Genomic DNA, 10,861 nt, shown 5'->3' with positions numbered 1-10,861 from the left:
CGCCATGCGTGGCTGTTCTTCGTTCCGGCACCGCGAAGACACGCATGGCGTGTCTCTACATCTTCCGGCACCGCGAAGCCACCCATGGGGTGGCTCTACCCGATCAACGCCAGCTCCAGCACCACCCAGCCCACGAACGCCAGCAGCAAAATGCCACCCTCCCGTCGGCTGATGGTCAGGTCGCCGCGCAGCATCGGGTACAGCACCAGCACGAAGGCGATGGCCGCCGGCAGTTCCAGTTTCACGAACGACTCGGGCAGCGTCAGCGGGCGCAGCGCGGCCATGCCACCGACCACCACCAGCAGGTTGAACAGGCTCGAGCCGATCACGTGGCCCAGCACCATGTCGCCCTGGCCGCGGCGTGCAGCGATGATCGCCGCCGCTACTTCCGGCAGTGCCGTGCCGATCGCTACCGGCAACAGGCCCACCAGCACCGGCGACCAGCCCAGCCCCGCGCCCATCACCGGCGCGGCAGCCACGATCCAGCGCGCGCCGTAGTACAGACACACACCCGCGAACACCACGCGCAATACGTTGAGGAACAAACCGGTACGCGTCATCGCATAGGCGGCGATGGCCTCGCGGACCGGCTCGGCTTCCCGCGGCGCCCGGCGCAGCAGGAACACCACGGTGGCCACAAAGCCCAGCAACAGCAGGCCGCCTTCCCAACGCGTCACCACGCCGTCCAGACCGAACACGATCAGCGCCAGGCTGGCGACTGCCAGCAGCACCAGCAGCGGCGACAGCAGGCGCGCCCGCACCAGCAGCGGGGCGGCCAGTGCCGCCATGCCCAGGGTCAGGCCCACGTTGACGATGTTGCTGCCTATCGCGTTGCCCAGCGCAAGTTCCTCCGCGCCGACAACGAAGGCACGCCCATTGACCACCAGTTCGGGCAGCGAGGTACCGAAGGCGACCAGCAGCAGACCGGCCACGAACGGCGATGCCCCGAATCGCTGCGCCAGCCCGGAGGCCGCCTTGACGATCGAGTCGCCGCCGAGTGCAAGCAGCAGCAGGCCAAGCAGGAACCAGACAGTGGCGGCAATCATCAGACGTTCCCCAGGGTGACGTGGCCTGATTCTAGGGCCACGGTGGTCTCATCGGGTGAGCAGCCTTGAGGCAGGGGCCGGTAAGCCGGCCCCGCGCCGGCTCAGGAACAGCCTTCCACGTAGTCCACCTGCGGGGTCTGGCCGACCCGCCAGGCGGTGACGTTACCGTCGCCATTGATCTCGAAGTTGATGAGTGCCCCGCCCTCGGTCGCCGGACGCACGCGCAGGTTGTGGCCGCGCTCGTCGTACTTGTGGGGGGTGAGGTCACCGCGATCCGGATACAGCGTCTGCAGCTGCCCCAGCGACATGCCGACCTTGCCGCCGCCCGGCGCGACGGTGCGGTCGTTGCGCACGTCATAGCGGACCAGGCGCTTGCCTTCGATCATCAGGATCACATCGTCGGCCTGCGCGCCCTGCGGCCGCAGCGCGTGGCAGTAGTCGTCCGCCACCTCACCCTGCAGCGGTTCCTTCCAAGCAGTACGCACCTCGTCCAGGGTGCTGCCCAGGGTCAACGGGCCATAGCCGTCCAGGCGTGCCGGCCCCTGTGCGGCGGGGTCGCCTGCGGGCGCCGCTGGCGTGGTGCTGCTCTGGCCGGCGGCTGCCGGTGCCGGTGTGGGCGCCGGAACGGCGGCCTCCGCGTCTGCCGAGGGGGTTTCGGGGGCGCGCTCGCAGCCCCCCAGTCCCAGTGCGATGCCCAATGCCAAAATGCTTCCTAGCTGCTTCATGTGCACGTCCTCCTGTCAGTGGGCCGCAGGCTAGCGTGGCGCGCGTGCAGCCCGTGCATGCAGATCGTGTCTGTCATCACAGTTACACCTCTGGCATTCAGGCTCGGCCTGCACCGCTTCGACCCCACGCCCATGCAACCGCGCAAGACCGAACTCGCCCGCGACGCCCTGCAGGCCCACCGTGCGCCACTGGATATGCGCCAGCGACGCCTGCTGATCCTGTGCGACGGCCAACGTGACCTGGCCCAGCTCACCGCCATGATCGGACCGGAGGCGTCGGCCATGGTGATCCAGCTGATCCAGAGCGGCTACCTGGTCTCCACCGCCCCACCCGAGCCGGCACCGGCGCCCGCAGCCGCGCCACCTGCCACCGCCACCACAGCGGGCGGTGGCGCACCGGTGACCGAGCGTCGGCGCTCGCTCGTTTCCGCGCGCATCTACCTGCTGGGCATTCTCGAGCTGCAGCGTCATCCGCAGGCCGCCGCACTGCTCTACACCCTGCAGCAGGCCCGTAGCGACGACCAGGTCGTGTCGGCGCTGCATGCATCGCTGGAGGCCCTGCCCGGCCTCACCTCCGCCGGCTACTGCGAACGGGTGCGCCAGCGCCTGTTCGAGGTGCTGCCGGAGACGCATCTGGCCCAGCTGGAGCAGGCCGGCGTGGTGGCCGGTTGAGGCCCCAGCAGGCGCGGGGCGCACCCAGTGCGCGCATCAATTGACCGCCGGGAATCGATATGTACAATTTTCTGTACACCTGTGGCGGAGCGATCAATCATGCAGACCCTGACATACAGCGCGGCACGCGCCGCATTGGCGGAAACCATGGATCGCGTCATCAACGATCACGAGCCTGTCGTGATCACCCGAAGTGGGCGGAACGCAAAGGCCGTCGTGATGATGTCCCTCGAGGACTATCGCTCGATCGAGGAAACGGCCTACCTGCTGCGCTCCCCCGCCAATGCCGCGCGCCTTGCGTCGGCCATTGCACAGCTTGAGGCCGGTGGTGGCACGGTGCGTGAGCTGATCGAATGATCCTGCAGTTCTCCGACGAGGCGTGGGAGGACTACCTGCAGTGGCAGAAGATCGATCGGCGCAAGACGGAGAGGATCAATTGCCTGATCAAGGCGATCATGCGCACGCCCTTTGAGGGCATTGGAAAGCCGGAGCTGCTTCGCTTCGACAGAACCGGCTGGTGGTCGCGGCGGATCGATCTTGAGCATCGGATGGTCTACCGCGTAGCGGGCGGAATCGTACAGATCGCCGCCCTTCGCCATCACTACTGAAACGCTACGCCGGGAAGTTTTTCTTCAGGCCCTGCCAGCAGTGCTGATAACCGCGTTGGCGATGTTCCGCGTCCATCGCCTGCGCGGTGGGACGGATCACGCCACGGGTTTCGAACATGAAGGCCATGGTGTCCTTGATGACGTCCGGCTTGCTCAGGTCGGCGGCGGATGCCTTCTCGAACGTGGCTGCGTCTGGGCCGTGGCCGCTCATGCTGTTGTGCAGTGAGGCACCACCAGGCACGAAGCCTTCGGCCTTGGCGTCGTAGGCGCCGTGGATCAGGCCCATGAACTCGCTGGCGATGTTGCGGTGGAACCACGGCGGCCGGAACGTATCCTGCGCCACGAGCCAACGCGGCGGGAAGATCGCAAAGTCCATATTGCTGGTGCCGGCGGTATCGCTGGGCGAATGCAGCACCAGGAAGATCGACGGATCCGGGTGGTCGTGGCTGATCGAGCCGATGGTGTTGAAGCGGCGCAGGTCGTAGCGGTACGGCGCGTAGTTGCCGTGCCACGCCACCACGTCCAGCGGTGAGTGGTCGATGTCCGCCCGCCAGAGCTGGCCCTGGAACTTGGCGATCAGCTCGAAGGCACCGTCGAGGTCTTCGTAGGCCGCATGCGGCGTTTCGAAATCACGTGGGTTGGCCAGACCATTGGAGCCGATCGGGCCCAGGTCGGGCAGTTGCAGCAGCGCACCGAAGTTTTCGCAGATATAGCCGCGCGCCTGGCCGTCCGGCAGTTCGACCCGGAAGCGCACGCCGCGGGGAATCACCGCGATCTGCTGCGGCTCGATCTCGATCACGCCGAACTCGGTGAGCAGGCGCAGCCGACCCAGCTGCGGCACGATCAGCAGCTCGCCGTCGGCATCGTAAAAATAGCGTCCCTGCATGTCCGCGTTGGCCGCGTACAGGTGAATGCCCACGCCGCCGTGCGCGTCGGGCGAGCCGTTGCCGCCCATCGTGTACAGGCCGTCGACAAAGTCCGTGGGTGCGGTGGGCAGCGGCAGCGGATCCCAGCGCAGCTGGTTCGGCGACACCGCGCCGTGCGCGAAATCGCCGTGCAGATGCGGCTGCGCGTACGGCTGGAATTCGCCGTGCGTCACCGCCGGGCGGATCCGGTACAGCCAGCTGCGCCGGTTGCGGCCGCGCGGCGCGGTGAACGCCGTGCCCGACAACTGTTCGGCGTACAGACCATGCGCCACCCGCTGTGGCGAGTTGCGCCCCACCGGCAGCGCGCCGGGCACCGCTTCGCTGGCGAATTCGTTGCCGAAACCGGTCTGGTAGCCGCGTGATTCGAGGGGGGTGGGCATGGTCGGGGATCCGTTTTTGTGGATTACAGCACGCCGCGCTTCATCTGGTCGCGCTCGATGCTTTCGAACAGCGCGGTGAAGTTGCCTTCGCCGAAGCCTTCGTTGCCCTTGCGCTGGATGATCTCGAAGAAGATCGGCCCGATGCAGTTGGTGGTGAAGATCTGCAGCAGCTTGCGCTGTTTGGTTTCCGGGTCGGCGTCGATCAGGATCTTGTTCTTCGCCAGGCGCGCCACGTCTTCACCATGGCCCGGCACGCGCATGTCGATCACGTCGAAGTAGGTTTCCGGCGTATCCAGGAATTCCACGCCCTGCGCGCGCATCGCCTCGACGGTGTCGTAGATGTTGTCGGTGAAGCAGGCGATGTGCTGGATGCCCTCGCCCTTGTAGGCGTCGAGGTATTCGTTGATCTGGCTCTTCGGGTCGGACGACTCGTTGAGCGGAATGCGCACGATGCCGTCAGGCGCGGTCATCGCCTTGGACACCAGGCCGGTCTTCAGGCCCTTGATGTCGAAGTAGCGGATCTCGCGGAAGTTGAACAGGCGCTCGTAGTAGTCCGACCACTTCTGCATGTTGCCGAAGTAGAGGTTGTGGGTCAGGTGGTCGATGAAGGTGAGGCCAAAACCGACAGGGTTCTGGTCCACGCCTTCAATCGGCGCGTAGTCGGTATCGAACATGCTGCCGGCAGCGCCATAACGGTCCACCAGGTACAGCATGCAGTCGCCGATGCCCTTGATGATCGGCGCCGGCACGGCCTTGGTGTCCGGCTTGAAGTCGATCGCTTCGGCACCGTTGCCGAGTGCCATCGCGAGCACTTCCTCGCCCGGCTTCTGGAAGCGGATCGCGAAGCCACAGGCGCAGGGGCCGTGCTTGTCTGCGAAGTCCGACGCGAAGGAATCCGGCTCTTCGTTGACCAGGAAGTTCACGCCGCCCTGGCGGTACACGGTGATGGCGCGCTGCTTGTGGCGCAGCACGGCGGTGAAGCCCATCTTGCGGAAATAGTCGTGCAGTTCGGCGCCACGTCCGGCCGGCGCGGCGAATTCAACGAATTCGAACCCATCGATGCCCATCGGGTTCTCGAAGGTGGTGACCTGCATGCCCAGGTTGGGGGCGTGCGACGCGGTTGCGGGCTGGCTGCTCATGACGTGGCTCCGAAGCGGCCCACCCCCGGAAAAAACCAGGTGCGGGCGGAAGGCAGACCCGCGAGAATGCGGAGTCCGGAAAGAAGGTTATAGTTTCACATGAAACCACCATCAAGGTGCACCGCAGCATGAGCCCACCCGATCCCAGCAGCCAGACCATCCGCGCCACGCACGCCCTGCTCGATCTGGAGCAGTTCCTGCCCTACCGGCTCAGCGTGCTGTCCAACCGTGTCAGCGGCAACATCGCCAAGCTGTATGGGGACCGCTACGGCCTGGCGATTCCCGAATGGCGGGTGATCACCATCCTGGCGCTGTACCCGGGCTCCTCGGCCAGCGAGGTCTCCGACCGCACGGCGATGGACAAGGTGGCGGTGAGCCGCGCCGTGGCCAGACTGCTCGAGCGCGGCTTCATCAAGCGTGAAACCCATGGCGACGACCGCCGCCGTTCGGTGCTGGCGCTGTCGGCGGCCGGCTTCGAGGTCTACGAGACCATCGCCCCGCTGGTGATCGAAATCACCCGCAAGCTGATGTCGGTGCTCAGCGAGGAGGAGGAGCAGCTGCTGGAGACGCTGATCCTGCGCCTGGCTGGCGAAGGCCTGCAGAAGATGGACGAGGGCTGATCCGGGCGCGTACCGACCAACGGTATGCCCGCCATTGGCGGCCCCCCTCCGGGCCGTCGACAAGCGACGTTGGCAGCGGCTTCGCCGCAGCCTGCGGTACCTACCGATGGTTTGCCAACGGCGGGAATAGCGTTGGTCGGAGTGCTGGTAGGTAACGACCGTTGGTCGTTACGCCTCAGCTGAGGTGCTTCCTTCGCGCATGCACCCACGGCGCGGCCAACGCACCAATGGCGCCGGCGGCCAGGCCGAGTGAGGCGGCCACTGCGGCCGCTTCCAGCGCGCCGGGCAGGGCCAGCGCGGCGATCACCAGCAGGGCCGCGGGCAGCGCGATGAACGTGGCCAGGAAGTAGCGCCAACGCGGTGCCCAGGTGCCAACCTGGAGCAGGCTGACCGGCATCCAGGTTTCGCCCGACGCATCCTCGGCGATCTTGGCCACGACCTTGGGCAGATCCACTTCCACCGGGCCCTTGCCCATGCGCACGGTAGCCAGCACCCGCGCGACCTCGTCGATCGACGGATAGGACGCCGGCCACGGGGTGGGCACAGGCACGCCGTAGGCGGTCAGCAATGGCACGCTCAGCCACGGCGCCAGCAACGGGCGCAGCTTGCGCCGGTCCAGCACGCACCAGACCTGCGCGATGCCGTTGGCCACCACGCTGTAGAGGGCCAGCTGGCCCGGCTCCGGATAGGGCAGCAGGTGCACGCGCGCGGCCATGCTGGGATACCCCATCTGGCGCAGGAAGCCCGGCCGGGTCCTGCCCTCGTGCGCCCACGCCAGCCCCAGCGGCGCGACCAGATAGGCCTCCGCCGGATCCTTCACGCCCGCAGTGGCGCGGTCGTCGCTCGCCAGGAAGAACGCCAGCGATTTCGGCTCGGCCACGTCGTTCTGGTCCCAGCGCCCGCTGTCGCCCAGCACGTGCTTGAGCGGCAGCCGCGCAGGGGCGGTCTCGGCCTTGGTGGCGTTGTGCAGGTAGGGCAGCACCGAGAGCACGAAGCTCTGCAGGTCTACCCCGCGCGTGCCGCTGCCCTGCCACTCGCTGGGCAGCAGGCCGGCTACTGCCGGCGTGCGTGCGAGCTGGTCGAGCTGGGCCTTCTGTTCGACAAGTTTCTGCACGGCCGCCCTGAGCGGCAGGTTGTCGGGCACCGACACCAGCGGCAGACGGTAGAGCGTGGAGCCGGGGGCCGGGGTGTCGGCCTCGCTGGCCGCGTCGTGCGCCGAATGATCGTCCAGCAGCACGTCCGCCGGCGGCAGGGTCACCCCGGCTGGTGCGTCGATGAGGGTCTCGGAAGTGCGGTCGCTGGCGCCGGGCTGCATGCGTTCAATCCTTGAGGTCCTTGGACTTAGCGGCAGTGGGCGCGACATCTTTACAGCGGACTAACCGTCCGCTCTACCGTCTGTTGACGTACCGCACAAAAAAAATGCCGCGAGGGTCGCGGCATTTTTCGTTCGGTCATGGCGCCTTCGGCGGCGCCCATTCCTTCATGAAGGCAAAGAACCGTTCGCGGTTGTAGCCCTTCGGCTGGCCCTTGTCGGCCTCCAGCTCGCCGGTGAACTGCGAGTGCAGCAGTTTGCCTTGTGCGTCGAGCACAAACAGGTGCGGATACCCCTTGATCTGCGGGAACTGCGCCAGGAACGCCGCGTTCTCGTTGTCCTCGCTGTAGTTCACCTTCATCCACACGTAGTTGGCGTCGCGGAAGCTGCGGATCTCCGCATCGCCCTCGATGAAGGCGTCCAGCAGGTGGCACCACGAGCACCACTCACCGCCCACGTCCAGCACGATGCGCTTGCCGCCGCGCTGGGCCTCGACCTTGGCCGTGGCCAGGTCCGCAACCGGATCGCGGGCCGGGTCGAACTGCGCGTTGAGCCCCGCCACCGCAGCGACATCCGCTGCGGCCGGGGTGTTGCCCGAGGCCACCGGTTGACCGGGGTCGGCCACCGGTGGCTTCTGCTCGGTGGTGTCCAGCGGCTGCGCAGGAGCAGCGGTAGGCGCCGACGGCGAACAGGCCGCCAGCAGGCCGGCCAGAACGATCGGGGACCACAGCGTTTTCATGCGCATCGCAGACCTCACTTGACGCCGTGCATCAGCTTGTTGATCAGCGGGGCGATCAGGAACAGCAGCGCACCCGAACCCATCAACGCCCAGAAGCCGAAGGTGTAACCCTTCAATGCCGATTCGACGGTCATGCCGCTTTCGCCGCTGACGATGCCGGCGAAGATGCCCGACAGGTTGTTGCCGATGCCGGTGGACAGGAACCAGCCACCCATGCCGAAGCCGACCAGACGTACCGGAGCCAGCTTGGTCACCATCGACAGGCCGATCGGCGACAGGCAGAGCTCACCCACCGACTGGATGACGTAGACCATGAACAGCGTCCAGAACGGGATCTTGCCGTCCACCACCATGCTCGACAGTGCCAGCATCAGCAGCGCGAACGCAGCACCGTTGAACAGCAGGCCCAGGCCGAACTTGCGCGGGATGGACGGGTTGGCGCGGCCCAGCTTGATCCAGATCCAGGCAATGATCGGCGCCAGCGCGATGATGGCCACCGAGTTCACCGACTGGAACCACGCAGTCGGGAAGGTCCAGTTGCCCAGCTTGCGGTTGACGATTTCGTCGGCCAGGAACGTGAAGGAGCTGCCGGCCTGTTCGAAGAACATCCAGAACATGACGTTGAAGGTGAAGATGATCAGCATCGCGATCACGCGGTCGCGCTGGACCTTGCCTTCGCGGATGCCTTCCACCAGCAGCAGCACGCCCAGTGCCACGAACATGATGCCCAGGATCCAGGCCAGCGCGGTCGCGCCGGTGGACAACAGGAAGTAGGCCACCGGAACGGCGACCAGCGAGCCGACGAACACCATCACCACGCGGCCCATGCCCTCGCCGCCTACCGGCGGTGCACCGATGCCCTTCAGGCCGGCGCGGCCGATGTAGAACCACACCAAGCTCAGCAGCATGCCGATACCCGAGGCGATGAACACCATCTTGTAGGCCGGCATGGCTTCGGTACCGAAGACCTTTTCGGCCAGGTACTGGGTGAACACGGGCGCGATCATCGCGCCGATGTTGATGCCCATGTAGAAGATGGTGAAGCCCGAATCGCGGCGCTCATCCTTCAGGCCGTACAGCTTGCCGACCATCGTGGAGATGTTCGGCTTGAACAGGCCGTTGCCGATGATGATCGTGGCCAGGCCGAATTCGAACACTTCCTTGTTCGGCATGGCGACCATGAACAGGCCGGCCGCCATGATCACCGCACCGGTCAGGATCGAACGCTGGTACCCCAGCACCCGGTCGGCCACGTAGCCACCGAAGATGGCCGCGGCATACACCAGCGCCAGGTAGGCACCGTAGGTACGGCTGGCCGCCGCCTGCCCGGCGGAATCGCCTTCGAAGAACTGGGCCACGATGTACAGCACCAGCGCCCAGCGGATCCCGTAGAACGCGAAGCGCTCCCAGAACTCGGTCATGAACAGCATCCACAGCGGGCGCGGGTGGCCCAGCGTGGTCTTGAACTCCGGCAACGCCGGATCGGGAACGGATTTCGCGGCGGCGTCTACGCTCATGCGGGATTCCTGGGTTCGGTGGATGACATGCACGTCCGATGTGCGAGACAACGCGGGAGAATCCCAGAACAACGGCGTTCACGTCAAATACACACCGATGTGCGCAGCTGGCCGCATGGTCGCTGAACTTGCATCTGCAACTACCGCCCCGCAGCCGCCAGCGCAGCAACGGCGGGGCCTGCCGCACCGTAAGGCGGATGCACCAGGAAAATATGAATAGGCTTGGAGGAGAGCCGGGCGCGGTCAGGCGTCCGGCGGCATCGGGTCATCGTTGCGGATCGTGGTGCGCACCTGGAACAGCTCCGGGAAGAAGGTCAGCTCCAGCGCCTGGCGCAGGAACCCCACCCCACTGGAGCCGCCGGTGCCGCGCTTGAAGCCGATCACCCGCATCACGGTGCGCATGTGGCGGAAGCGCCACAGCTGGAAGGCGGTCTCCAGGTCCACCAGGTCCTCGCACAGCGCGTACTCGCGCCAATAGCGGTCGGTGTTCTGGTAGATCCGCTCGAACACGGGGTGCAGGGCGTCGTCGGCCACGTGCGGCTGCCGCCAGTCGCGGGCCACGTAGTCGGCCGGGATGGCATGGCCGAACCGGGCCAGGTAGCGCAGGAACTCCTCGTACAGGCTGGGCGCGTCCAGTACCTGCTGCAGCTGCGCCTGGCCGTCGGGGTCGTGCGAGAACACCTGCAGCATCTGCGCGTTCTTGTTGCCCAGCAGGAACTCGATGTAGCGGTACTGCAGCGACTGGAAGCCCGACGACGGTCCCAGCACGTCGCGGAAGCCCATGTATTCGGAGGGGGTCAGGGTCTCCAGCACCGACCACTGCTCGGTGAGCTGGCGCAGCACCTGCTTGCTGCGCGCCAGCACCTTCTGGCACTGCCAGACCTGGTCGCGCTGCAGGAACCCGATCGCCGCGCGCAGCTCATGGGCCAGCAGCTTCAGCCACAGCTCCGAGGTCTGGTGCTGGATGATGAAGAGCATCTCATCGTGGTGCGGCGGGTTCGACAGCGGCTGCTGGGCCGAGAGCAGCTGGTCCAGCCGCAGGTAGCCGCCATAGGTCAGGCGCCCCTGCAGGTCGGTGTGGATACCGGCTTCGAGATCGCGTTGGTTCTTTTCGACGGACATGGCAGGGGCCGCGTGAGGGGGTCAAAGGGTAGCGCAGAGCATGCGCTCCCGGGCG

The 10,861-nt window shown here is 66.4% G+C and carries 12 protein-coding genes; 4 read left to right on the top strand and 8 right to left on the bottom strand.

Translation table 11 applies throughout. The annotated features are described in order from the left end of the window. Positions 1–95 precede the first annotated feature (95 nt). On the bottom strand, positions 96–1,046 hold the full coding sequence (locus ACREPD_RS00395; RefSeq protein WP_421567928.1) for a sodium:calcium antiporter: 951 nt from the start codon (positions 1,044–1,046) through the stop codon (positions 96–98). A gap of 101 nt (positions 1,047–1,147) precedes the next feature. Next, on the bottom strand, positions 1,148–1,771 hold the full coding sequence (locus ACREPD_RS00390) for a hypothetical protein (RefSeq protein ID WP_431597438.1): 624 nt from the start codon (positions 1,769–1,771) through the stop codon (positions 1,148–1,150). Positions 1,772–1,903: 132 nt separating this feature from the next. Between ACREPD_RS00390 and ACREPD_RS00385 the strand changes: the two genes are divergently transcribed. The 3 genes from ACREPD_RS00385 (at position 1,904) to ACREPD_RS00375 (ending at position 3,051) form a co-directional block, all read left to right on the top strand. Next, positions 1,904–2,443 (top strand): hypothetical protein, encoded by a 540-nt coding sequence (locus tag ACREPD_RS00385; RefSeq protein WP_431597437.1) that lies wholly within the window; start codon positions 1,904–1,906, stop codon positions 2,441–2,443. Positions 2,444–2,542: 99 nt separating this feature from the next. Next, complete coding sequence (locus ACREPD_RS00380; protein WP_431597436.1) at positions 2,543–2,800, top strand: type II toxin-antitoxin system Phd/YefM family antitoxin; 258 nt, start codon at positions 2,543–2,545, stop codon at positions 2,798–2,800. Continuing rightward, a complete protein-coding gene (locus ACREPD_RS00375) occupies positions 2,797–3,051 on the top strand; it encodes a Txe/YoeB family addiction module toxin (RefSeq protein WP_431597435.1) in 255 nt (84 codons plus the stop codon). Before ACREPD_RS00380 ends, ACREPD_RS00375 begins: the two co-directional genes overlap by 4 nt. Positions 3,052–3,055: 4 nt before the next feature. Here the strand turns inward: ACREPD_RS00375 and hmgA are convergent, their stop codons facing one another. Beyond that, complete coding sequence (gene hmgA, locus ACREPD_RS00370; protein ID WP_431597434.1) at positions 3,056–4,357, bottom strand: homogentisate 1,2-dioxygenase; 1,302 nt, start codon at positions 4,355–4,357, stop codon at positions 3,056–3,058. A 23-nt stretch (positions 4,358–4,380) separates the two neighbouring features. Further along, positions 4,381–5,496, bottom strand: coding sequence for a 4-hydroxyphenylpyruvate dioxygenase (gene hppD, locus ACREPD_RS00365; protein ID WP_431597433.1), 1,116 nt, complete (start codon positions 5,494–5,496; stop codon positions 4,381–4,383). Between the two features lie 128 nt (positions 5,497–5,624). Here hppD and ACREPD_RS00360 point away from each other — a divergent pair, with 128 nt between their 5' ends. Continuing rightward, positions 5,625–6,116 (top strand): MarR family winged helix-turn-helix transcriptional regulator, encoded by a 492-nt coding sequence (locus tag ACREPD_RS00360; protein ID WP_421567920.1) that lies wholly within the window; start codon positions 5,625–5,627, stop codon positions 6,114–6,116. 175 nt (positions 6,117–6,291) lie between these two features. Here ACREPD_RS00360 and ACREPD_RS00355 read toward each other — a convergent pair whose 3' ends face one another. The 4 genes from ACREPD_RS00355 to ACREPD_RS00340 form a co-directional block, all read right to left on the bottom strand. Continuing rightward, on the bottom strand, positions 6,292–7,431 hold the full coding sequence (locus ACREPD_RS00355) for a hypothetical protein (protein ID WP_431597432.1): 1,140 nt from the start codon (positions 7,429–7,431) through the stop codon (positions 6,292–6,294). Between the two features lie 136 nt (positions 7,432–7,567). After that, on the bottom strand, positions 7,568–8,173 hold the full coding sequence (locus ACREPD_RS00350) for a thioredoxin family protein (protein WP_431597431.1): 606 nt from the start codon (positions 8,171–8,173) through the stop codon (positions 7,568–7,570). An 8-nt stretch (positions 8,174–8,181) separates the two neighbouring features. Then, a complete protein-coding gene (locus ACREPD_RS00345; RefSeq protein WP_431597430.1) occupies positions 8,182–9,684 on the bottom strand; it encodes a peptide MFS transporter in 1,503 nt (500 codons plus the stop codon). 243 nt (positions 9,685–9,927) lie between these two features. Continuing rightward, the gene (locus ACREPD_RS00340; protein ID WP_431597429.1) at positions 9,928–10,806 is read right to left on the bottom strand and encodes a tryptophan 2,3-dioxygenase; all 879 of its coding nucleotides are present in this window, start codon (positions 10,804–10,806) and stop codon (positions 9,928–9,930) included. Positions 10,807–10,861 lie beyond the last annotated feature (55 nt).

Origin of the sequence: Stenotrophomonas sp., from assembly GCF_050737075.1 — a bacterium.
Classification (GTDB): Bacteria; Pseudomonadota; Gammaproteobacteria; order Xanthomonadales; family Xanthomonadaceae; genus Stenotrophomonas.
This window is presented reverse-complemented; position numbering and strand designations above follow the sequence as displayed.

Excerpts from the sequence above, each read along its gene's own strand:
- ACREPD_RS00380 (WP_431597436.1), top strand. The coding sequence starts at position 2,543 with ATGCAGACCCTGACATACAGCGCGGCACGCGCCGCATTGGCGGAAACC.
- ACREPD_RS00350 (WP_431597431.1), bottom strand. The coding sequence starts at position 8,173 with ATGCGCATGAAAACGCTGTGGTCCCCGATCGTTCTGGCCGGCCTGCTG.
- hmgA (WP_431597434.1), bottom strand. The coding sequence starts at position 4,357 with ATGCCCACCCCCCTCGAATCACGCGGCTACCAGACCGGTTTCGGCAAC.
- ACREPD_RS00340 (WP_431597429.1), bottom strand. The coding sequence starts at position 10,806 with ATGTCCGTCGAAAAGAACCAACGCGATCTCGAAGCCGGTATCCACACC.
- ACREPD_RS00395 (WP_421567928.1), bottom strand. The coding sequence starts at position 1,046 with ATGATTGCCGCCACTGTCTGGTTCCTGCTTGGCCTGCTGCTGCTTGCA.
- ACREPD_RS00360 (WP_421567920.1), top strand. The coding sequence starts at position 5,625 with ATGAGCCCACCCGATCCCAGCAGCCAGACCATCCGCGCCACGCACGCC.
- ACREPD_RS00385 (WP_431597437.1), top strand. The coding sequence starts at position 1,904 with ATGCAACCGCGCAAGACCGAACTCGCCCGCGACGCCCTGCAGGCCCAC.
- ACREPD_RS00345 (WP_431597430.1), bottom strand. The coding sequence starts at position 9,684 with ATGAGCGTAGACGCCGCCGCGAAATCCGTTCCCGATCCGGCGTTGCCG.
- ACREPD_RS00390 (WP_431597438.1), bottom strand. The coding sequence starts at position 1,771 with ATGAAGCAGCTAGGAAGCATTTTGGCATTGGGCATCGCACTGGGACTG.
- ACREPD_RS00375 (WP_431597435.1), top strand. The coding sequence starts at position 2,797 with ATGATCCTGCAGTTCTCCGACGAGGCGTGGGAGGACTACCTGCAGTGG.
- hppD (WP_431597433.1), bottom strand. The coding sequence starts at position 5,496 with ATGAGCAGCCAGCCCGCAACCGCGTCGCACGCCCCCAACCTGGGCATG.
- ACREPD_RS00355 (WP_431597432.1), bottom strand. The coding sequence starts at position 7,431 with ATGCAGCCCGGCGCCAGCGACCGCACTTCCGAGACCCTCATCGACGCA.